Raw genomic sequence first — 22,811 nt, 5'->3', positions numbered from 1 at the left:
TTAAACCTTAACTGAAAAAAGCACTGACTCCAAGCCTCTGGCAACAAGCACTCACTTTAGATTTTTATGCTTTTGGCCATGTCACTCAGCCATGTTTTCAATGTCCGGCTGACAGGTATTCCCCCTAAAGCCTCAGTTATCTGCCACAATCAGGCCAAGTTTCACCAGCTCAGGGAGCTGTATGACACAAGATCAATGGATAAAACTGGTTATTGCCTTCTCAGCACTGGGTTTGGGGCCAGCAGCATTGGCGCAGGATGTCCGGAGTTGTCAGCAAACTGCGGATCCGCTGCAACGTCTGGCCTGTTATGACCGGATTTTTGGTGTTGATGCCAGCAACACCGGACAAAACCTGCAGCCCACAACAACAGAGACCAAAGCGGTCCAGACCAAAGGTGCAGCAATCAGCGCCGACTCCCTGGTGACGGCCAGCAGTTCCGGTATTATTGCGGCTGCCGCCGCCGGGGTAGAAGTAGCAACTGTGCTGGACAAATATTGGGAGCTCACACCGGATGAAAAACGCGACCGTTTTGTGTTCCGCACTTATCTGCCAAGTTTCTTTTTACCTGTGCATTACACTTCACATATCAACCGCCAGCCAACAACACCAGGCAAAGCCGATGGACCGCGCAACGACAACTACAAGGCGCTCGAAGCAAAATTACAAATTTCATTAAGGGCTAAAGTTGCCACCGGCGTGGTGCTGCCAGGCGCCGATTTATGGTTTGCCTTTACCCAACGATCCATGTGGCAATTATGGAATCAAACCGATTCAGCGCCCTTTCGCAGCACAGACTACCAACCTGAACTCATTTATGTTGTGCCGGTGCCAAAACCTTTTGGTGAGGTTGGAGATGGCTGGCGGGTGCGGATGTTGCAGTTTGGTATCGCCCATCAGTCCAATGGTCAAAGCGACCCCTTATCACGCAGCTGGAATAAAATTTATGCCGGACTGGCGCTGGATAAAGGCAATTTTGGCCTGAACTGGCGTTACCATCAGCGTATTACTGAAAGTCCGGAAGATGATGATAACCCTGATTTAATTGACTATATCGGCAGTCATGAGCTGACTGCAACCTGGTTGCCGGGCGCGGCAACGGCCATGCTGGTCTGGCGCAATGACTTGTCTAACTTAAGTCAGGGTTCGTTTCAGCTTGATATGACTTACCCTGTTGATGATACCAAGCTGGACGGCTTACGCTGGCATTTGCAGTTATTTTCCGGTTATGGCGAAACTTTGCTCGACTACAATATCCGCCAGCACAGTGTTGGGCTTGGGGTGATGTTGTTTAATTTTTAACTGAACATTCAGCTGACGCCTGTGGGGGCAATCTCATCCACATTGCTCAGCAATTTTTAAGCTCACAACATCAATGCAGGAGTCACTTGTGCTGTCATCCCCATTCTTAAGTCTGTTATTGGTTATTGTGTGGATGCCAGCCTGGGCAGCCAACCCAATTCCGGCTCAACCGGTCAAGGTATTACAACCTGAGCTACTGAAAATTATCGATAAAAACGCCCGGCTGGAGATCCTGGCGGAAGGTTTTCGCTGGGCTGAAGGTCCTGTGGTCGAACCACAAACTGGTGATCTGCTGTTTTCCGATGTACCAGCCAATAAAGTACACAGATACAGTGCTAAAACCGGGCTGCGGACCTATTTGTTTCCTTCGGGTTATACCAAAACACAAGCCGGTAATCCGGGCCAGGGCGCCAATGGTCTCATTTTTAACCAACAACAGCAGCTGGTACTGGCGCAACATGGCGACCGGGCTTTGGCAGTGCTGGATGGGATAAAGCAGAATAAGCCAGTGTATAAACCGCTAGCACAATATTATCAGGGTAAAAAGCTGAACAGCCCCAATGATTTAGTGCAACATAAAGATGGTTCTTATTATTTTACCGATCCACCTTATGGTTTAGCCCAGGGTGATAAAGACCCACACAAAGAACAAACTCATAATGGCATCTACCGGCTGGCACCTGACGGCACTGTCTTTTTGTTGCATTCAGCTTTAAGCCGGCCCAATGGCCTGGCATTTTCGCCGGATCAAAAGTTTTTATATGTGGCCAACTCAGATCCCAAAGCAGCACAGTGGTGGCGTTTTACGCTGCAAGCAGACGGCAGCCTCGGTAACGCAGAGTTGTTTTTTGATGCTACAGCTTTGGTTCAACAAGTGCCGGGCCTGCCGGATGGGTTAAAAGTGCTGCCATCAGGCCATCTGCTGGCAACAGGCCCGGGTGGTGTGCTGATTTTTAATGCACAAGCAGAACATCTTGGCACCATTCAAACAGGAGTGGCAGCGGCCAATCTGGCCCTGAGCGCCGATCAACAGCGGTTATATATCACCGCCAGCAACTATTTATTAAGCATTTTGCTAAAACCCAAATCAAATCAATCAGCTTTGGCAGGCGGCTTTTAAACAGCAACAATAATGCAACATCAAGCCGTCTGAAGGCTGGCGACTTTACTTTAAACAAAAGCTACCGCATCGGCACAGACTCTGGCATATTGCCAACAATCCTGCTGGGAGTGTGGTCAGATGTTCCTGCGACGCCTGTTTTTTGTCTGTTTAATCTTGTGTGGAGTTTGCAGCACTGCTGATGCTGCGACACCACAACCAAATCGTCTTACCTTCTTTACCGAACATTTTCCACCTTATAGCTTTGTAAAAAATGGCGAAGTGCGGGGTATTAACGCTGATATTCTGCGTGAAGCCTGCCAACTGGCAAAACTAGAGTGTGACATGGTTAGCCTGCCCTGGTTGCGTGCTTTTGCACAGGCACAACTGCACAATAACGCCGGTTTATTTCCAACAGTGCGCACTGCCAAAAGAGCCAGATATTTTCAATGGGTAGGGCCTTTAGCTTCTTCCAAAGCTTATTTATACCGCCTGAAAAGCCGGCCTGAAGTAAACCCTAAGTCGCTGGAAGATGCCAAAACTTTTGGCATCGCCGTGGCGCGGGGAGATGTGTATGAAGAGTATTTTTTATCTTTGGGTTTTGAGTCTGGCAAAAACTTGCTGGGTTTTGCCACCAAATCCGACCCTATTCCACTGTTTTTGAAAGGTAAAGTTGATTTGGTCGTGGCTTCTGAGCTGGTGATGCCGACCTGGCTGTCCACACTGAAACAGCCGGTCGACCTGGCAGAGCCTGTGTTAGATATTTCCTTAATAGGCAATAATTTTCTGGCGCTGAATAACAATATGCCGCCCCATACTGTGCGGCAATTACAACAGGCCATTGACCAGTTAAAAAGCAGCGGCCGCTTCCGGCAAATTATCAGTCGGTACCATGACAAACCAGAGCTGTTTTTTGGCCAGCTCTGATCAACGGCCACAATAGCTGCTGTTATTTTTTCTGCATCAGATAAACCGATAACCCAATAAAAAGTACACTGGGCAATACAGCCCCCAATATAGGCGGCAACTGATACACCAGGGCCACAGGGCCTAAAACTTCATTGGCCATATGAAAGGCAAAACCGGTCAGAATACCCATCAGTACCCGGGCTGCCATAGTGACAGTGCGCAGCGGGCCAAAAATAAAAGACAACGCCATCAGCATCATCGCCACTATCGTCAGTGGCTGGGTCGCTTTGCGCCAATAAGCCAGCTGATAACGGCTGCTATCTTGCTGATTGGCATCCAGATAATCGAGATAACTGCTTAAACCCTGCAAACTTAACAGCTCAGGCTTCACACTGACCACACCCAGTTTGTCGGGGGTCAAGCTCGAGCGCCAACGCTGCTGCGCCCATTGATGTTGTTCAATTTTGTCATCGCGAAAATGTAAACGGCTCACCTGCTCCAGCTGCCAGGCTCCCGCCACAAATACCGCAGATTTAGCATTCACTATGGCCTGCAATGCCAACTCAGGCGAAAACTCGTAAATAGTGACATTTTTCAGGCTGCCATCATCCGACACCTGACGGATATTGACAAAATCGTCACCATCTTTGGCCCAAACCCCTTGTTGCGCGGCAAATAAATTACCACCCGAGATGGCTTTGGTTTTTAGTTCACGGGCAAACTTTTCCGAAGCAGGCGCCACCCACTCGCCAATAGCAGCCACCAGCAGCATCATCAGCAGCGCGGTTTTCATCACTGAGCTGATAATATTCAGCCTGGACATGCCTGATGCCTGCATCACCACCAGCTCGCTATTGCTGGCCAACATGCCCAAACCAATCAAAGCGCCAATCAAAGCAGCCATAGGGAAAAACAACACTATGTCCCCCGGCACGCTGGACAAACTAAAGATGGCTGCAGCCAGTGGTGTATAGTCACCCCGGTCGGCTTTTAACTGGTCAATAAACCTGAACATACCGGACAAAATTAACAACACCGACAAGGACAAAGCCGAGGTCGTCAGAATGCTGCGGCCTATATAAATATCAACAATCTTAAGCATGGTCACCCCGGCCAAAAATTCGGGCTTTCAGCCGCTGCGCCCCTGAGCGGTTTTGCAGGAACAAAATCATCACCAGCATCAGCACCAGCGCGTGGATCCACCAAAGGCCGGCTGCCTGCGGCAATTTTTCTTTTTGCAACAAATTGGTGCTGACAATCAGCAACATGTAATACAACAAAAACAATGACAAAGCCGGCAACAACCGGCCAAATTTGCCCTGTCTTGGGTTCACTTTACTCAAAGGCACTGCCAACAACATCAAAATGGGAATAGAAAGCGGAATAGCCAAACGCCAATGGAGTTCAGCCACAGCTTCGGGATTGTCACGTTGTTGATATAAATCGACGGTCGGCAAACTTTTTAATTTACGGCGGCGCTGTTCTACCTGCTGTTCACGAATTTGCAAATCGTAACGGCCAAATTCCAATACATCATATTCAGGTGCATCAACAGCTCCGGCATATCTGCGGCCATTACTCAGCACCAGCCGCTGCGCGCCGGTATTATCTTCCAGCACAGTACCGGTTTCGGCATACACCACCGAATGTTGGCCACCCTCTTCAGTGGCTTGTTGTGCCAGAAAAACTTTCGACAAACTATGGCCGTCCCGACTGATGTCATGCACAAAAACCACGGCTTTTTCATTGGAGGTTTGCTGAAAACGGCCGGGAATTAACGTAGATAAACCAGAATCTGACGATACTTTTTCCAGCAGCTGATATTCCCGTTCTGCCGCCCATGGGCTTAAATGCAAAGTTAAACCCGCAGCAAGTAGCGCAATCACCAGTGACAACACCAGCGTAATACGGCCTACCAGCCACTCGCTGACACCTGTTGCGTGCAGCACTGTCATTTCACTTTCAGCATAAATACGGCCGTAGGCGATTAAAACACCCAAAAACGCCGCCAAAGGCAAAATAAGAATCGCCATCTGCGGCAGTTTTAACGCCACTAAAGTAAATACCAGCTGACCAGGCAGCTCGCCCTCTGAAGCGTCTGCTAAGGTTTTGACAAAACGCTGGCTTAGGATAATAGTGATTAAAATCAGAAACACAGCGAGCTGAGATTTAAATACTTCGCCAATCAAATAACGAAAAACAATCAAAATGCACCCCAAAAACCAGTCTTTTTGCTGGCACCCTGGCAATTTTTAAGTAAACTGGATATTTATAGCAATTATTATCGACTAAAGTCCGTTGAAATCCGAGCTTTTTTATCAGTGCCAGCACCTCTTTTACTGGCCCAAAGCGCGGCGTTACCACAGCATAGTCCATCAGAATCAGGAGTTGACATGGAGTTCAGCGTTAAAAGCGGAAGTCCGGAGAAACAACGCAGTGCTTGTATTGTCGTCGGCGTGTATGAACCACGTCGTTTATCTGCGGTGGCCGAACAATTAGATAAAATCAGCGAAGGTTATATCAGCAACCTGCTGCGCCGTGGTGATCTGGAAGGCAAACCAGGCCAGATGTTGTTATTACATCACGTACCCAATGTGCTGAGCGAAAGAGTATTACTGGTGGGTTGTGGCAAAGAACGTGAGCTGGACGAACGTCAGTACCGTCAGATCATCGCCAAAACCATCAGCACCCTCAATGAAACAGGTTCGATGGAAGCTGTGTGCTTTTTATCTGAGTTGCATGTCAAAGGCCGCGATACCTACTGGAAAGTGCGCCATGCGGTGGAAACCACCCAGGATTGCCTCTATGTGTTTGATAAGCTGAAAAGCAAAAAAGACGAAACCCGCCGCCCATTGCGCAAAATTGTGTTTAACGTGCCAACCCGCCGCGACCTCACCATAGGTGAAAAAGCAGTAGAACATGGCCTGGCGATAGCTGCCGGTATTAAACAATGCAAAGACGTTGGCAATATGCCACCGAATATCTGCACTCCGGCCTGGCTGGCCGAACAAGCGCAGGGTCTTGGCCCAATCAGCGATAAACTCAGTATTGAAGTGCTGGGTGTGCCGGAAATGACGGCGCTGGGTATGCACTCATACCTGGCTGTGGCCCGTGGTTCTGACAATGAAGCCAAAATGGCAGTGATTAAATACCAGGGTGCTATGGATAACAGCGCGCCTGTGGTATTGGTGGGCAAAGGTTTAACTTTTGACACCGGCGGTATCAGCATTAAACCAAGTGACGCCATGGATGAAATGAAATACGACATGTGTGGCGCCGCTTCTGTGCTGGGCACTATGAATGCTGTGGCATCTTTGGGTTTACCACTGAATGTGATTGGGGTATTGGCAGCAGCAGAGAACATGCCGGATGGCAAAGCTTATCGTCCTGGTGATGTTTTAACGACTATGTCGGGTCAAACAGTGGAAGTACTGAACACAGACGCTGAAGGCCGTTTAGTGCTTTGTGATGCTTTAACTTATGTTGAGCGTTTTGACCCTGATGTGGTGATAGACGTGGCCACTTTAACCGGCGCTTGTGTCATCGCCCTGGGTAAACACGCTTCTGGTTTACTGAGTAACCACAACCCGCTGGCGCATGAAATTCTGAACGCCTCCGAGCAAAGTGGTGACCGTGCCTGGCGCCTGCCACTGTGGGATGATTACCACGACCAGTTAGAGAGCCCATTTGCTGACTTTAGCAACTTAGGTGGCCGCGCCGCCGGTACTATTACCGCAGCTTGTTTTTTGTCGAAATTCACCCGCAAATATAACTGGGCGCATTTAGACATTGCCGGTACTGCCTGGCGCAGTGGTGGCAAAGACAAAGGTGCCACCGGTCGCCCTGTTGCTATGCTGATGCAGTTTTTAATTAACCGTGCTGGTTTACACCCGGAAAGTTAAGCTGCTCAAAGCTGATTTTTGCATAATCAACTGGCCCGGTTTTCCTGGCCAGTTTTGTTTTTAGCCTTTTGCAGTTGTTGTGATTGTTGTGATGCCAGTCATTCTTGTGAAACACAGGGAAAGCCATTGATGCAAGTTCAGTTTTATCTGCCGGCAGTGTTGGATGCCGCTGCCACCGCCAACAGCGCAGGCTCTGCCGAGCTGTTATTGGCTTGCCAGCTGTGTGCGGCTATGTACCGGCAAAACCTGAAAGTCTTTGTTTACTGCACAAATCAGCAAGACGCTGAACAGGTCGATGAGGTATTATGGCAGTTTGATGCACAGAGTTTTGTGCCACACAATCTGGTTGGCGAAGGCCCTGCCCGTGGTGCTCCGGTTGAAATCAGCTGGTTGCCACCAAAAAACAACCGTCAGGTGCTGATCAATTTAACTTCGACTGTGCCTGCTTTTGTGAACAGGTTTAGTCAAATCATCGAATTTGTGCCTCAGGCTGAGTCTGATAAAGACATAGCCAGGCAAAAGTATAAACATTATCGCCAGCTTGGCGTGACGCCACAAACCGTGCAAGCCAGCTGAAACAGGTATAAAAATGGAAACGAAATTTAACCCAAGTCAAATCGAACAGGCGATGTACAAAGCCTGGGAAAACAAAGGCTATTTTAAACCTTCAGGTGACAATTCCAACGGCGCTTATTGCATTATGATCCCGCCACCAAATGTCACCGGCAGCCTGCACATGGGTCACGCTTTCCAGCAAACCATTATGGACGCCCTGACTCGCTACCAGCGTATGCAAGGTAAAAATACCTTGTGGCAAGTGGGCACAGACCATGCCGGTATCGCCACCCAAATGGTGGTAGAGCGTAAACTGGCCGCCGAAGGTAAACCAGACCGCCATGCTATGGGCCGTGACGCTTTTATCGAAAAAGTCTGGGAATGGAAAGCCGAATCTGGTGGCACCATCACTGAACAAATGCGTCGCCTCGGCAACTCGGTAGACTGGGACAAAGAACGTTTTACCATGGACGATGGCCTGTCCAACGCAGTGCAGGAAGTGTTTGTACGTTTGTATCAGGACGACCTGATTTACCGTGGTAAACGCCTGGTGAACTGGGATCCAAAATTACACACTGCCATTTCTGATTTAGAAGTAGAAAGCAAAGAACAACAAGGCAACTTCTGGCATTTACGTTACCCGCTGGCTGATGGTGCTTTAACTGCCGATGGCAAAAACTATGTAGTGGTTGCCACTACCCGTCCGGAAACCATGTTGGGTGATACCGCAGTTGCTGTGAATCCGGATGACGAACGTTACCAGTCCTTGATTGGCAAAGAAATTCTGCTGCCGCTGGTGAATCGTCGTATTCCGATTATTGCCGACGAACATGCTGACAAAGAAAAAGGCTCGGGCTGTGTCAAAATTACCCCAGCGCATGACTTTAACGACTATGAAGTGGGTAAACGTCATCAGCTTTCGATGATTAACGTGATGACCAAAGACGCCACTATCCGCACTGAAGGCGAGTGTTTTTTTACCAATGGCGAAGAAAACCCGAACCTCAGCGCGCCAATTCCGGCAGAACTTGCAGGTCTTGACCGTTACGCTGCCCGTAAAGCCATTGTTGCTGCTTTTGACGCCGCTGGTTTGCTCGACAAAATTGAAGCCCTCACCAACACCCTGCCGTATGGCGACCGTTCTGGTGTGGTGATTGAGCCAATGCTGACCGACCAATGGTATGTGCGCGTGGCGCCAATGGCAAAAACTGCCATTGAAGCTGTGGAAAACGGCGACATTCAGTTTGTGCCAAAACAATACGAAAACATGTATTTCAGCTGGATGCGCGACATTCAGGACTGGTGTATTTCGCGTCAATTGTGGTGGGGTCACCGCATTCCGGCCTGGTACGACAATGAAGGCAAAGTTTATGTGGGCCGTGATGAAGCCGAAGTGCGTGCTAAACACGGTTTAGCCGCTGATTTTGCGCTGCGTCAGGACAACGACGTTTTGGACACCTGGTTTAGCTCAGCTTTATGGACTTTCTCGACTTTAGGCTGGCCGGAGAACACTGAAGAGTTAAAAACCTTCCATCCGACCGATGTGTTAGTGACTGGTTTTGACATTATTTTCTTCTGGGTTGCCCGGATGATTATGATGACGATGCATTTTGTCAAAGATGAAAACGGTAAACCGCAAGTGCCGTTTAAAACTGTGTATGTGACCGGTCTTATCCGCGACGAAAACGGCGACAAAATGTCCAAGTCCAAAGGCAACGTGATTGATCCTTTGGATATGATTGACGGTATTAGCCTCGACGATTTACTGGCCAAACGTACCAGCAATATGATGCAGCCGCAGCTGGCAGAAAAAATCGGCAACCAAACCAAAAAACAATTCCCGGAAGGTATTGATGCCTGTGGCACAGACGCTTTGCGTTTTACCTTAGCGGCGCTGGCCTCAACCGGCCGTGATATCAACTGGGATATGAAACGTTTAGACGGTTACCGCAACTTCTGTAACAAACTGTGGAACGCCAGCCGTTACGTCACCATGATGACCGAAGGCAAAGATTGTGGTGTTGCTGGCGGCGATATGAAACTGTCGTTAGCCGACCAGTGGATCTTAAGCCAATACCAACAAACCGTCGCGCAGTTCCGGCAGTATCTGGACAGCTATCGTTTTGATATGGCCGCCAATACGCTGTACGAATTTACCTGGAACCAGTTCTGTGACTGGTACCTGGAACTGACCAAGCCTGTGTTATTTAAAGGCGACGAAGCGCAGCAACGGGGCACCCGCCATACGCTGTTAACAGTGCTGGAATCGTTATTACGCCTGATGCACCCTATTATGCCTTTTATCACTGAAGAGATTTGGCAGCGGGTTGCGCCTATGATCCGCACCGATCTTCAGGCTGGCGACAGCATTATGCTGCAGGCCTATCCACAAGCTGATGCGACCCTGATTAACGACAACGCCAGTGCCGATATTGAATGGGTGAAAAACTTTATTGTTGCCATCCGTAATATCCGTGGTGAAATGGACATAGCACCAACCAAACCACTGCCGTTATTGCTGCGTAATTTATCAGCGGACGACAGCCGCCGTTTAGAGCAAAACCAGGCGCTATTACTGAACCTGGCCAAACTCGACAGCATCACAGTGCTGGGCACAGAAACTGCACCAGCTTGTGCGGCGCAGCTTCTTGGCAGCATGGATTTACTGATCCCAATGGCCGGTTTAATTGATAAAGAAGCAGAGCTGACCCGTATCGCTAAACAGCTGGAAAAAATGCAGCAGGAAGCAGCGCGGGTATCCGGTAAACTGGCCAACGAAGGTTTTGTGGCCAAAGCTCCGGAAGCAGTTTTAGCAAAAGAACGTGAAAAACTGGCGGAAGCAGAAGCCGCTATTGTGAAGTTATTGGCACAACAAGCGGAAATTGCTGCAATCTAAGCCAGCATTCAACACCAAAAACATAAAGGCGACCTTCAGGTCGCCTTTATTTTATCTTGTATTACCGGTGCAACGGTGGAATCAGCCAGTTGTGATTGTATCAACCGACTGATCTCAAAGTTACTGCACGGCAAATCCAATATAACTGAAGTCACCTTCCCGCTCTCTTTGACTGACCAGTGGCGCTGCTAATTTAAGATTCTGTCTGACATAAGCAGTCAGATTGTTGGCACTGCTTAGCTGACTCAGATCAATAGACACATAACTGTGATCCACCGTGTCCATGACTGTCAGAGCAAGGTAATCTGCAGGTAAAAATGATGCCGGAAACTTGCCTTTAAGCGGGCCGGTAAACTGTTGCTCTATATAATTACCTTCAGGAAAATAGACAGATACATCAACATTCAACGCAGTAAATTCAGCAAAACTGCTGTAATCATAGGCAAAACCGTTTGCAAATTTTGCCCAATCTTTGGCTGCCGTTGCGGCAAATGTTTCCACCTTGCTCCATTCTGGTATTACAAAATTCAGCGCACTGCTGTCAGCTGTTTTTCGCAATAAATTATGAGTGCTAAACAAATCAATCATAGTGCCGTCACCATTGGACTGGACGGTGCGCAACGTTGCCGTATGGGTGAGATATTTGATCTGCGTGAGTCCATTGATCTGTACCGGTGCATCAGCATTTGCGGTAAGAGCTCGGTAGGCAAGGTCCTGAGTGTAGCTGTAGCTGCTGTATGTAGCCGCTGTATTATTGGTGGTAAAAGGCAACGCCTGTACTTCTTTATCCAGATTAATAAAAAGCGGTTGTGTTGGCTGGTAGTTGTCCAGACGGGCATAAGCCCAGCTGCCTGCGGTATTTCTGGCCGCAATAGCTAATGCCGGCCAGTTTTTGCCCTGCTGCCGGCAAAGATTCAGGGTGGCAGTGTTACCATTCAGTTTGGCAAAACTAAATTGCATTGTTTCGTTTGAAACCCGCATTTGTACCAACGGGCTGCTGCTGAGTTTCGTTATAGTGGCACTGGCTTCGACACACTCACAGTTGTCTGAGTTGTGCCCAACAAAAACAGTCCCATAATCACCAGGCTCGACCTGAGAATACACTTTTTGCGAAATTTTTGGTTTGATATGAGTGCCCAGATTGTTGATCAACGAAAAGTTGAGCAGTTTCGCTTCAGTGGCAAGTGTAAAGCTGCCATCAGCTCCAGCTTTATAACGACCGGTAATGTTCCAGTTATTATCATAAACAAATAATTCCGCTTTAGTGGCCGCTACACTGCCACCACAAGTAGTGCTTTGCATCGCAGTAATTTTTAAAGGTGCTTTTACTGCAACCTGGCTATTGGGTGAACCCGCTTCACCCGAACCGCCGCCACAGGCTGTCAGCACAAACAAAGCCGCAAGCGGCAATAATAATTTCATCAGAATAATCCTTTTTATGATGTAAAACTTCAGTGACTTTAAAAAAGCGCGCATGTTGACACAAGCTGATAAAAATGAAAATCAACTGATGCTGATATGCGTTTTTAACAACATCGCTATGCAGTACCTCCGGCTGCGGTGTAATCTGAATCACTGAATTTTATTTAAATAAATCAGCAGGTTTTATATGCAGCTCAGCACCAGAAGACTGGATCTCATGCCTTTGCAACCAGCAGACTGGCCGTTTTTTTTAAAACTGCATCAGGATGCCAAGGTTATGCGTTATGTGCATGATATGTATACAGAAGCAGAGGTGCTGGCGCGTTTTCAACACAGGCTACAACCCTGGAGTAAAGAGGCGAATCATTGGCTTTGTTTGCTCATTGAAGATAAAAACAGCGGTGAGCCTATAGGCATTACCGGCATGCAGGCCAGCTGGCTGCCTTACCGTCAGGCTGAAATTGGTTTTTTATTAGACCCACAATATCAGGGTTTGGGTTATGGCAAAGAATCCAGTCTGGCGCTGTTGCAATTTGCCTTTTTGCATTGTGGTTTTCATAAAATCAATGCCACTGTCACTGCTGGCAATGAACCTTCTTTGGCTCTGCTCACCAAACTGGGTTTTGTGCTGGAAGGCAGGCTCAGAGACAACTTTCAGTTAGCAGGTGCATGGTACGACGATTTAAAACTGGGGTTATTGGCAAAAGAATTTCAGGCGCTTTAAGCGCCTGAATGATCGTTACCTTTTTGTATCGACAGTTGTATCGGCAGTTGTGTCGGCGCTTGCTTCAGTATTGCCAGTCGGCTCCGCCGGCAATTTTGCCGTTTTTAACCGGCCCGATTGCAACAAAGCCTGATGCAGCAGATATTCAATCTGACCGTTCACACTACGAAACTCGGCATCAGCCCAGCTTTGTAGCTGCGCCAGCATTTGTTCGTCTATGCGCAGCGCAAAGGCTTTTTTTGCCATCAGACAACCTCATTTGCCAGGCGCTAAACCGTCACTGGCTCAGCGCATTATCTTGCTCGGTTTAATATAAAGTGCCGGTATTGACCACTGGCGTCACGCTGTGATCACCACAAAGTACCACCAGCAAATTGCTGACCATCGCCGCTTTGCGTTCTTCATCCAGCGTGACCACATCCTTTTCCGCCAGCCGTTTCAAAGCCATTTCCACCATGCCCACAGCACCTTCAACAATTTGCTGGCGCGCCATGACCACTGCGCGCGCTTGTTGACGTTGCAACATAGCACTGGCAATTTCCTGCGCATAAGCCAGATGGCTGATGCGGGCTTCAATCACAGTGACACCGGCTTTTTGCAGCCTGTTCTGAATTTCGGTGCGCAATAAATCGGTAATTTCATCACCACTGCTACGCAGGCTGATATCGGTTGCCAGCTCAGCTTCATAAGGGTAACTGGACGCCAGATAACGAATGGCCGCTTCACTTTGAATAGTGACGAAGTTTTCATAATCTTCCACTTCAAACACAGCTTCCGCACTATCCACTACTTTCCACACCACCACAGCGGCAATATCGACCGGGTTACCGGCGTGGTCGTTGACCTTCAGTTTGCTGCTTTCAAAGTTACGTACCCGCAGGCTGACTTTTTGTTTACTAAAAAACGGGTTGGCCCAGCGCAAACCATTGCTAAAGTCGGTGCCAACATAACGGCCAAACAACTGCAGTACCGCCGACTGATTGGGCTGCACCATATAAAAACCAAACCAACAAATGGCAGTGGCAAATACCCAGAGCAGCGCCGGAACCTTTAAAGCGCCCGGTAACACCACTAAAGCAGCAACGGACGCAATTTGTGACAACAACAACAGCGCCAACATTAAAAAACCCGATGAACTACGGGCAGGCATTTCTTTTAACATAACTCACCTCACTGTGATATCAAATTGATATCAACTTAGATCGTTATTTAAGCAAAGGCAAGCAATTGTGGAAAAATGCAGCAGGTTTTTATAAATAAAACAGCCTGGCAACAAATAAACCAAAGCAAACATTACAGATAAGCTATTCATTTTGTTAAAAAAAAGCATAGAATCAAAAAAAACACAAAATACTTACAAGGAGTTATCCAATGATAAACAAGGACAAGTTGGTTTTTGGTTTGGTGCTGCTCAGCAGCTTTTATCTGGCGGCTTGTAACAGTAACGCTGTGCCAGCTGCAAGCCCAGGCACAAGCAGCACAACAGCAACAGCAACAGCAACAGCAACAGCAACAGCAACAAGTTTTAGCCCAATTCAACCCGATGCAAAAAACTGTTTTGCCGCACCTTTTGATTCTCATCAACACTGGATGCAGTCCATGATGGCGAGAAACCCGGCCGATCAAAAACGCCAGCAGATGCTGAATCAACGTTTTCAGGCTTCGGACTATCAGCGTTTTGCCAACACTGTGCATTGTGAGTCTTTTGTGTATCAGGTGAATGGTGTGCCTGTGGTTGGGTTTTTACTAAAACCAAAACAGCAGCAGGGCAAGTTGCCTGTATTGGTGTTTAACCGCGGTGGCAACGGTCGTTTTGGTTCCTGGATGTTTGGCAATATTTTTTATGACTTGATGCCTTTGGCTGAACAGGGTTATCTGGTGCTCGCCAGTAATTACCGTGGTCAAATTCAGCCGGATCCGAAAAAATATTATGGTGACGAGTTTGGTGGCGCCGATGTGGCCGATGTGCTGGCTTTTAAACAGTTGATCCCAACCATAACCGCTGCCGATGCCGATAAAGTAGCGATGATTGGCCATAGCCGGGGTGGTATGCAAACTTGGTTAGCGGCCAAAGAATGGCCTGAGCTGAAAGCTTTAATGATAATGGCCGGTGCTTCTGATTTGCAGCAAGAATTAAAAGTGCGGCCGGAAATGGAAAAGGTATTTGCCCAGCGCATTCCTGATTATCACAACAACAAAGAACAACAACTCAAAGCGCGTTCAGTGGTGCATTTTTTACCACAGATCCGCGCCGATTTGCCGGTGCTTATTTTACATGGTGACGCCGATAAACAAGTGACAGTGCAGTCGGCTTATCAGATTGAAGCTTTATTAAAAGCGCGTCATCAACCCCATAAAGTGGTGATTTACCCTCAGGGCGACCACGGTTTTAGTCAATATCGCGCTGAAATCAAACAGGAAATTTTAAAGTTTTATCCGCCAGCGGCAAAAACGGGCAGCTAAAACAAACGCTGACATCCCAAGGGCTTGCAAAGCGCAAATAACAAAAAGCCGGAGCAAAAACTCCGGCTTTTATTCGGCGCCCGCCCATGCAGTCAGGCGATGATCTCAGTTAAACAAGTGTCTTTTTAAACCAGCGTCACCTTGGCAAACTTACGTTTACCGACCTGGAAAATAGTGCTGGAGCCTTTGGCAAATTCCAGCTTGGCATCTTCCACTTTAGTGTCACCATTTAGTTTTACGGCACCTTGTTTAATCATCCGCATCGCTTCTGAAGTGCTTTCCACTAAACCCGCTTCTTTTAATAACTGCGGAATAGCAATAGCCGCAGTTTCAAGAGTTAAGGTCAGCTCCGGAATATCATCCGGCAAAGCGTTTTTAGAAAAACGCTGGGTAAAGTCGGCGTGCGCCGCTTCGGCCGCTGCTTCGTCGTGGAAACGGGCGATAATTTCTTTGGCCAGCTCAATTTTAATATCCCGTGGGTTGCGACCCTCAGCGGCCTGTTGTTTCAGCGCGGCTATGTCTTCCAACGGACGGAAACTCAGCAGATCGTAATAACGCCACATCAGGTCATCGGTAATGGACATCATTTTGCCAAACATTTCGGTTGGGCTGTCGGTAATGCCAATATAGTTGCCAAGTGATTTTGACATCTTCTGCACGCCGTCCAGGCCTTCGAGCAAAGGCACCATAATGACGGTTTGCGGGCGCTGGCCTTCGTCTTTTTGCAGTTCCCGACCCATCAGCAGGTTAAAACGCTGATCGGTACCGCCCATTTCAATATCGGCCTCAAGCGCGACTGAGTCCCAGCCCTGCACCAGCGGGTATAAAAATTCATGAATCGCAATGGACTGGTTATTGGCATAACGTTTTTTAAAATCGTCACGCTCCAGCATCCGGGCAACTGTCTGGCGTGCGGCCAGTTTAATCATGCCGGCGGCGCCCAGTTTTTCCATCCATTCGGAGTTAAAGGCAATACGGGTTTTGGCTGGATCCAGAATCTTAAATACCTGATCCTGGTACGTTTTGGCATTGGCTAAAACGTCTTCGCGCGTCAGCGGTTTACGGGTAACGTTTTTGCCGGTTGGGTCACCAATCATGCCGGTAAAATCACCAATCAGGAAAATAACCTCATGGCCCAGCTGTTGGAAAGTGCGTAATTTATTGATAAGAACAGTGTGCCCAAGGTGTAAATCCGGCGCTGTTGGATCAAAACCAGCCTTTACTTTTAACGGTTTACCTTCCTTTAATTTTGCAATTAGTTCTTCTTCTAATAACACCTCTTCACAACCACGCGTGATCTCGGCGAGGGCTTGTTGCCACTGCGTCATGCGGTACTCCTTCGGATAATTTTTCGCCTGAATTTATAGAACCGCATTCTACTGCAACATTCATCGTGATTAAACGCACAAAAGTCTTGGATCTTGCAAAAAATCGTTATATGCTCATTTTTTACGTGGTTCTTGTCATAATAATAAGAGATGCGCCTTTCATGTTTTCATCTTTGCCCACAAAACATCGGTTTATAATCGCTGGCTTAGCGACCTTTTTGTCTGTACTGCTGCTGATCCCTTCAGATCCTGCCGAAGCGTCAAAAGACTCGGAAAAGAGCAGCCTGGAAATTGGTAAGCGTTACAGCTTAGCAGTGCCGGTTGTGACAGATTCATTACCTCAAACTCAGGCCACCACCCTGCCACAAGAAGACAACTCGTTAGAGTGGGTTTCTGTTGAAGTGAAAAAGGGTGATGTATTAGGTGCTGTGTTCCGTAAAGCCAATATTGACGCTGTGACAATGCAGGCCATTCTGGACACCGGCAAAGATGCCAAAACCCTGACCCGTTTATTCCCCGGTGAACAACTGGAATTTGGTCTGGCGAGCGACGGCAGCCTGCAAGAATTGCGTTATACCATCAGCAATTTAAAAACCTTAGTAGTGCAGCGCACTGCCGATGGCAAATTCGAAGCGCAACAACTGCAAAAAGAAATTGAAGTGCGTACCGAAGTAGTAGCTGGTGTGATTAGCGGCAGCTTCTGGGGTTCGGCGATGAAAGCCGGCTTAACTGAAGCGCAAATTCTTGATTTAGCAAACGTTTTTGGTTACGACATCGACTTCGCTTTAGATATTCATTCAGGTGACACTTTCAGCGTAATGTTTGAACGCAACTACGCTGAAGGCCAATATATTGGTAACGGCGCTATTCTGGCGGCACAATTCCAGAACCAGGGCCAGGTGTATCAGGCGGTGCGTCACACTGACGGTAACTACTACAAAGCAGACGGTGGTGGCATGCGACAGGCATTTTTACGCGCCCCTGTGAACTTCCGTTATGTCAGCTCTAACTTTAATCCCCGCCGTTTACACCCTGTTTTAGGTAAAATCAAAGCACACAATGGTGTTGATTATGTTGCACCTATGGGCACGCCTATTATGGCGGCCGGTGATGGTAAAGTGATTGAATCCGGTATGAAAGGCGCAAACGGTAACTATGTGGTTATTCAACACGCCAACAATATTCAGACCAAATACCTGCACTTATCCAAACGTGATGTAAAACGTGGTGAAAAAGTAAAACAAGGTGACGTTATTGGCCGTTTAGGTGCCACTGGCCGTGTCACAGGCGCGCATTTACATTATGAATTTGTGGTGGGTGGTGTACACCGTAACCCACGCACTGTGAAGCTGCCACAAGCAGAACCTCTGCAAGGTGTGGCCCGCGTGAAATTTGCCAACAATGCCAAACAGTTAGTTGCCCAGTTAAAATCACATGAACGTGTGGCTCTGGCTGCCAATAACTAATACTGTATTCTCCCTATGAACAGCGACCAGCTTTATATCGGCATCATGTCAGGCACCAGCCTGGATGGTGTTGATGTGGTGCTGGTTGATTTTGCCAGCCAATTCCCAACTTTGCTTGCCACTGAACTACTGCCCTACCCTGCCAAACTTCGTACTGAACTTGCGGCCATTAGCCAGCCTGGTGATAACGAAATAGAACGTTTGGGTTTATTAGAAGCCGATTTAGCCGATATTTACGCCGCCGCTGTTGAGCGCTTATTACACAAAAACGGTTATCAGGCCAAGCAAATTCAGGCCATTGGTTGTCATGGCCAGACCATCAGACACAGACCCAACGGCCGCCAGCCATTTAGTTATCAGATTGGTGATATGCACCGGCTCGCCATGCAAACCGGCATCCGGGTTATTGGCGATTTTCGCCGTAAAGACATTGCTTTTGGTGGTCAGGGAGCACCTTTGGTGCCGGCTTTTCATCAAGCCATTTTTGCCGACAGCAATAAAGGCCGCTGTATTCTCAATATTGGTGGCATCGCCAATATCACGCTGCTGCTGCCACACCAACAGCTGCTGGGTTTTGACACTGGCCCTGGTAATTGTTTGCTCGATAACTGGATTGAACTGCAACAAGGCAAAACTTATGACGCTGATGGCGCTTATGCCGCCAGCGGCACTTTGCAGCCAGAGCTGCTTGCTCGTTTATTTTCCGATAGTTATTTTCAGCAAACCGGCCCCAAAAGCACAGGGCGGGAATATTTTCAGCTGAGTTGGCTGCAAAACCATCTGGCGGGCAGCAGCTATAAAGCGGCCGATGTACAACGCACTTTATGCCAGTTCAGCGCCGGCACTATGGCACTGGCTATCAGTAAATATGCGGTGTCTGAGGTGTTTGTCTGTGGTGGTGGTGCCAAAAATAAACAGCTACTGGCCGACTTACAACAACTGTTGCCCCAATGCCGTATCAGCACCACAGACGAGCTCGGTGTTGATGCCGATTATGTTGAAGCTATGGCTTTTGCCTGGCTGGCGTTGGCTTATGATTTACGCATTCCGGGCAATGTGCCGGCCGTCACAGGTGCGCGGCAGGCCTTGGTATTAGGGCTGGAATTTTTACCTTATTAGGCGCTGCTGTTAAACAGCAGTCGCCATGTAACTTTCAGCTTTGTGCCCCACAAAAAAATGCCGGCTTTAACAACCGGCATTTTTTATCAAAGTGCAAAATCTATCTGCGCACCAGTTGCGCTGTGCTACGACCTTTATTGTTCCGACTCAGCTTTAATTTTAGCGGTATCAGGTTTAAGCAACTGCGCTATATCTTTGCCCTGGCGTTGCCACAGCTCGCCAAGTGCCGCCACTAACGCCGGATAACCATCATCAGCCTGAGGCATTTGCAGCTGGAATTGTTGTTGCATAATGCCGCTTTGACCACCAACCAGTGTTGTGCCTTGTGCCGGCATCAGGCTAAAACGACCACTCAGTAGCACTGTGCCTTGTTCGGTGCCATGGAATTGCTCCACCTGTACCAATAAACGTTGTGCACCAGGCACAACACGCTCTGTCACTCTGTAGCCAGGCAATTCAGCGGCCAGAGTGCGCAGCAGAATACGGCTTAGCTGCTGATCTAAAGCTTCAGCCCATTGTTGTTGTTGGGTTTTCACCAACTGCACCTCTGAAGTTTGTAAAATCAGCGCATTGGTGTTGAGGTAACTGGCCACCATCACAGGCTCCACGACCAGCACAGGGGCATCAATCGCAGGGCTGGTTGTACTGATCGCAGGTTGTGGCAGCTGAAAATAATTCATCGTGACCACAGTGCTGCAACCCAGCAGCAATACACCCAAAGCGGCCACTGCGGCTTGTTGGCATAACTGACGCTTTTTCATGGTTGAACTCCCTGCTCTGGTTCCGGATCAGCTTTTGGATCTGCACTAATCACCAGTGCGTTACTTTGTTGATTCATGGTTTGCACCACAGGCTGTAAATCACGCAACACTTTATCCATCGCCTGCAAATTGCTGTTCAGCCGCTCATACACTGGCGAGCCTGGGCTCATGCCCTGCAGCGTTTGTTGTAACTGCTCCAGCGTGGTTTTCAGCTCAGCAGGCAGCTGCTGAGTGCTGTCTTTGCCAATCAGCGCATCCAGGCTTTTTACCAGTTGTTGGCTTTGGCTCATTAATTCACGGGTTTCATTTAAGGTGGCTGAGCTGTCGGCCAGCACCTGTTCTACCGGTAAGTTATTGATTTTATCCAGTGCCTGTAACACTTTTTGTTCAATATGACCCAGGCCACTGCGGGCTGTTGGCATTAAACGATAACCGGCAAATTCATCCAGTACGGCGGGCGTCAGCGCTGTTGCTGCAGCAGCAGTATTATCGGCGTCGCTGCCGGCTAATTCATGCACAGCGCTTTTTGCTGGCGCTGAAGGCTGAACAGCCAACTGTGCTTTGGCTGCCTGCGTGTCAGCAGCTGCACCTTCAACAATATTTAGATCAACATACAAACCACCGGTCAGTAGATTGCCTGTTTTTAGCACGGCCCGCAGGCCTTTTTGCACTGCGCTGTCCAGCTCCTGTTGTAATTCCGGCAAAGTCAGATTGTCATAAAGCCGGCCCGACTCCACCCGGATCAAGACCGGAATACCCCGGTTAAAAGCAATTTGCAGTGGTTTTTTCATATTAAAAAAGTAAGGCACTGTCATCACAGTACCAATACGCACACCACGGTATTCCACCGGAGCACCAGAGGTTAAACCCCGTACTGATTCGTCAAAAAACAGCAGGTACTCCAGATATTCGTTATATAAACCGTCCTGAATGCTTTTTTTGTTCTGAAACAGCTGAAATTCACTGTTGTTTATTGCCTGCTTGCCTTTGGGCCAGCCATCCAGCACGTCAAAAGTAACACCACCACTTAATAAAGTAGCGACTGAGCCCATTTCAATGCGCACCCCTTCGGCCGACATATCCAGCGCCATGCCACTGGCTTGCCAGAAACGTACGTTTTCGGTGACCAATGCATCATAAGGGGCACGGATAAACAGCTGATAACGCATAGAACGGGCCTTGGCGTCAAATTCACCCAGTTCCACAGTGCCAACGTCATAACCGCGGTACAACACAGGGTCACCAACAGACAAAGACGTCGCATCACCACTGGTTAAAAATACCCGTACCCCGGGTGCGTCAGGCGGTGCTATCGGCGGGCTTTCCAGCAATTCAAAATTAAACTTATTCGTGGCACCTTTGCCTGGCTGAAGTTCGATATAAGCACCTGATAACAAAGTATTTAAACCTGTGATACCACCACGACCAACGCTGGGTTTCACCACCCAAAGCTGCGATTCATCGTTCAGCAGCACATCAGTACCCGGATTCATCCGCGCTTTAATCACCACTTGTTTTAAGTCTTGTGACAACTCAACAGACACCACTTTACCGACGTCGACACTACGGCTTTTAATGGCGGTTTTGCCTGGCACTAAACCTTCGGCCGTACTTGAGAGCAAAGTTAAAGTGGCGCCCTGATTTTTATAGGTGTGATACAACATCCAACCGCCAATCAGCACTGCCACCACAGGCACTATCCAGATTGGTGACCATTGGGTAATTTTCCGTACTTTTGCCTGTACTGAATTGGCCTGGGCTGAATGCGCTGTTGCAGCTTTGGCTTGATCACTATGCTGTTGTTCCGAATGGCCTTTTCCTTTAGAAGGATGCCCCTGCTGTTCAGTCACGCTGTTTCTCCATTTGTTCGGCCGGACTTGGGTCCCACAATAATCTTGGATCAAAACTCATTGCCGCCAGCATGGTAATAATGACCACACAGGCAAAAACAAAAGTGCCCATGCCGGGATAAACCCCGACCAAAGCGTCAAACCTCACTAAAGCCGCCAGAATAGCCACCACCAGCACGTCCACCATAGACCAGCGGCCTATCCAGTCCACCACAGGATAAATCCAGGTGCCGTGTTGACTGCGCTCGTTTAGCGGCAAGGTGGTGAGGTAACACAACCAGAACATCAAGGCGATTTTTAAAATAGGAATAACTACACTGGCCAGCAACACCACAATAGCCACAGGATAAGCCTCGTCGTGCCACATTAAAATAATGCCGCTGATAATAGTGGAATGTACACTTTCACCCAGCGACACTGTTTCCATCATCGGCAATAAATTGGCCGGTATATATAAAATACTGGCGGTGACCAGCAGTGCCAGAGTGCGCTGAATACTATCAGGAATACGCTGGCGCACTTTGGTGCCACAACGCGAACATCGTAATTGTTCAAGTTCCACCAATGCAGTGCAACAACTGCATACTTTCAGTTGTTGGCTTAAACCTGTTTCACCGGCAATTTTACCGGCAACCGGTTGTGGGGCTGGTGCGATGCGCGACCAGAGCTCATGCCGGTCCACCACCTGAAAAGTGCGTAAATGTAATAAACAAAACAAACAAAATGCCCAGAAACTCATGCCCAATGAAATATCAAAGTGACTCAATAGCTTCACAAAACTAACAATAAGCCCCATCAGGAAGATATCCACCATGCTCCAGGGTTTGAGCATATACAGCAGCCTTGCCGTTTGTACCAGCGCAGGTAAACGGAAAAACATACCGAGTTTCAGATAGATAATGGCGAGCATACAAAAACAGGGAATTGCCTGAATAAACAACCAGACCAGAATAGCCAACCAGGGATGATCTTCATCCAGCAACACGGCTGAGGTATCAAAAAAGTTCATATCGCGGT

General features: G+C 48.3%; 19 protein-coding genes. 10 read left to right on the top strand and 9 right to left on the bottom strand.

Annotated features, from left to right (window positions below; translation table 11 throughout):
- Positions 1–181 precede the first annotated feature (181 nt).
- The 3 genes from RCH83_RS11870 to RCH83_RS11860 all read left to right on the top strand — a co-directional run bounded on the left by RCH83_RS11870 (position 182) and on the right by RCH83_RS11860 (position 3,326).
- On the top strand, positions 182–1,300 hold the full coding sequence (locus RCH83_RS11870) for a phospholipase A (protein ID WP_306522316.1): 1,119 nt from the start codon (positions 182–184) through the stop codon (positions 1,298–1,300).
- 88 nt (positions 1,301–1,388) lie between these two features.
- On the top strand, positions 1,389–2,420 hold the full coding sequence (locus RCH83_RS11865) for an SMP-30/gluconolactonase/LRE family protein (RefSeq protein ID WP_306522314.1): 1,032 nt from the start codon (positions 1,389–1,391) through the stop codon (positions 2,418–2,420).
- A gap of 120 nt (positions 2,421–2,540) precedes the next feature.
- Positions 2,541–3,326 carry an ABC transporter substrate-binding protein gene (locus RCH83_RS11860; protein WP_306522311.1) on the top strand — a complete coding sequence of 262 codons (786 nt, stop codon included), beginning with the start codon at positions 2,541–2,543 and terminating at the stop codon, positions 3,324–3,326.
- A 22-nt stretch (positions 3,327–3,348) separates the two neighbouring features.
- On the opposite strand, the gene lptG is transcribed toward RCH83_RS11860, so the two are convergent.
- On the bottom strand, positions 3,349–4,410 hold the full coding sequence (gene lptG, locus RCH83_RS11855; RefSeq protein ID WP_306522309.1) for an LPS export ABC transporter permease LptG: 1,062 nt from the start codon (positions 4,408–4,410) through the stop codon (positions 3,349–3,351).
- Positions 4,403–5,515, bottom strand: coding sequence for an LPS export ABC transporter permease LptF (gene lptF / locus RCH83_RS11850; protein ID WP_306522307.1), 1,113 nt, complete (start codon positions 5,513–5,515; stop codon positions 4,403–4,405). Before lptF ends, lptG begins: the two co-directional genes overlap by 8 nt.
- Positions 5,516–5,701: 186 nt before the next feature.
- Between lptF and pepA the strand changes: the two genes are divergently transcribed.
- From pepA to RCH83_RS11835, 3 genes are all read left to right on the top strand, one after another.
- Entirely contained in the window at positions 5,702–7,210 is a 1,509-nt protein-coding gene (pepA, locus tag RCH83_RS11845) for a leucyl aminopeptidase (RefSeq protein ID WP_306522305.1), read from the top strand.
- A 129-nt stretch (positions 7,211–7,339) separates the two neighbouring features.
- Complete coding sequence (locus RCH83_RS11840; RefSeq protein WP_306522303.1) at positions 7,340–7,786, top strand: DNA polymerase III subunit chi; 447 nt, start codon at positions 7,340–7,342, stop codon at positions 7,784–7,786.
- A gap of 13 nt (positions 7,787–7,799) precedes the next feature.
- On the top strand, positions 7,800–10,661 hold the full coding sequence (locus tag RCH83_RS11835) for a valine--tRNA ligase (protein WP_306522301.1): 2,862 nt from the start codon (positions 7,800–7,802) through the stop codon (positions 10,659–10,661).
- A gap of 120 nt (positions 10,662–10,781) precedes the next feature.
- On the opposite strand, the gene RCH83_RS11830 is transcribed toward RCH83_RS11835, so the two are convergent.
- Positions 10,782–12,083, bottom strand: a complete 1,302-nt coding sequence (locus RCH83_RS11830) for a hypothetical protein (protein ID WP_306522299.1) — start codon at positions 12,081–12,083, stop codon at positions 10,782–10,784.
- Between the two features lie 187 nt (positions 12,084–12,270).
- On the opposite strand from RCH83_RS11830, the gene RCH83_RS11825 reads away from it, so the two are divergent.
- Positions 12,271–12,807, top strand: coding sequence for a GNAT family N-acetyltransferase (locus RCH83_RS11825; RefSeq protein ID WP_306522297.1), 537 nt, complete (start codon positions 12,271–12,273; stop codon positions 12,805–12,807).
- Between the two features lie 15 nt (positions 12,808–12,822).
- Here the strand turns inward: RCH83_RS11825 and RCH83_RS11820 are convergent, their stop codons facing one another.
- Both RCH83_RS11820 and RCH83_RS11815 read right to left on the bottom strand, forming a co-directional pair.
- On the bottom strand, positions 12,823–13,053 hold the full coding sequence (locus RCH83_RS11820) for an Arc family DNA-binding protein (RefSeq protein WP_306522295.1): 231 nt from the start codon (positions 13,051–13,053) through the stop codon (positions 12,823–12,825).
- A gap of 61 nt (positions 13,054–13,114) precedes the next feature.
- The gene (locus RCH83_RS11815) at positions 13,115–13,969 is read right to left on the bottom strand and encodes an SPFH domain-containing protein (protein ID WP_306522293.1); all 855 of its coding nucleotides are present in this window, start codon (positions 13,967–13,969) and stop codon (positions 13,115–13,117) included.
- A 209-nt stretch (positions 13,970–14,178) separates the two neighbouring features.
- Here RCH83_RS11815 and RCH83_RS11810 point away from each other — a divergent pair, with 209 nt between their 5' ends.
- Positions 14,179–15,270 carry a S9 family peptidase gene (locus RCH83_RS11810; protein ID WP_306522291.1) on the top strand — a complete coding sequence of 364 codons (1,092 nt, stop codon included), beginning with the start codon at positions 14,179–14,181 and terminating at the stop codon, positions 15,268–15,270.
- Between the two features lie 125 nt (positions 15,271–15,395).
- On the opposite strand, the gene tyrS is transcribed toward RCH83_RS11810, so the two are convergent.
- Positions 15,396–16,598 carry a tyrosine--tRNA ligase gene (gene tyrS / locus RCH83_RS11805; RefSeq protein ID WP_306522289.1) on the bottom strand — a complete coding sequence of 401 codons (1,203 nt, stop codon included), beginning with the start codon at positions 16,596–16,598 and terminating at the stop codon, positions 15,396–15,398.
- Positions 16,599–16,816: 218 nt separating this feature from the next.
- Here tyrS and RCH83_RS11800 point away from each other — a divergent pair, with 218 nt between their 5' ends.
- Together RCH83_RS11800 and RCH83_RS11795 are read left to right on the top strand one after the other, a co-directional pair.
- Positions 16,817–18,064 (top strand): peptidoglycan DD-metalloendopeptidase family protein, encoded by a 1,248-nt coding sequence (locus tag RCH83_RS11800; RefSeq protein ID WP_306522287.1) that lies wholly within the window; start codon positions 16,817–16,819, stop codon positions 18,062–18,064.
- Positions 18,065–18,079: 15 nt separating this feature from the next.
- On the top strand, positions 18,080–19,183 hold the full coding sequence (locus tag RCH83_RS11795; RefSeq protein ID WP_306522285.1) for an anhydro-N-acetylmuramic acid kinase: 1,104 nt from the start codon (positions 18,080–18,082) through the stop codon (positions 19,181–19,183).
- Between the two features lie 134 nt (positions 19,184–19,317).
- Here the strand turns inward: RCH83_RS11795 and RCH83_RS11790 are convergent, their stop codons facing one another.
- From RCH83_RS11790 to RCH83_RS11780, 3 genes are all read right to left on the bottom strand, one after another.
- Positions 19,318–19,944 carry a membrane integrity-associated transporter subunit PqiC gene (locus RCH83_RS11790; RefSeq protein ID WP_306522282.1) on the bottom strand — a complete coding sequence of 209 codons (627 nt, stop codon included), beginning with the start codon at positions 19,942–19,944 and terminating at the stop codon, positions 19,318–19,320.
- Positions 19,941–21,794: an intermembrane transport protein PqiB gene (gene pqiB / locus RCH83_RS11785; protein WP_306522280.1), complete on the bottom strand. Its 1,854-nt coding sequence runs from the start codon at positions 21,792–21,794 to the stop codon at positions 19,941–19,943. Before pqiB ends, RCH83_RS11790 begins: the two co-directional genes overlap by 4 nt.
- The coding region (locus tag RCH83_RS11780; RefSeq protein WP_306522277.1) for a PqiA/YebS family transporter subunit at positions 21,787–22,811 on the bottom strand (1,025 nt) is incomplete at its 5' end. The genes pqiB and RCH83_RS11780, both read right to left, overlap by 8 nt.

This window comes from Rheinheimera sp., from assembly GCF_030824435.1.
Lineage (GTDB): Bacteria > Pseudomonadota > Gammaproteobacteria > Enterobacterales > Alteromonadaceae > Pararheinheimera.
The sequence above is the reverse complement of the archived record's forward strand: the minus strand, read 5'-3'. Positions and strand labels throughout refer to the sequence as shown.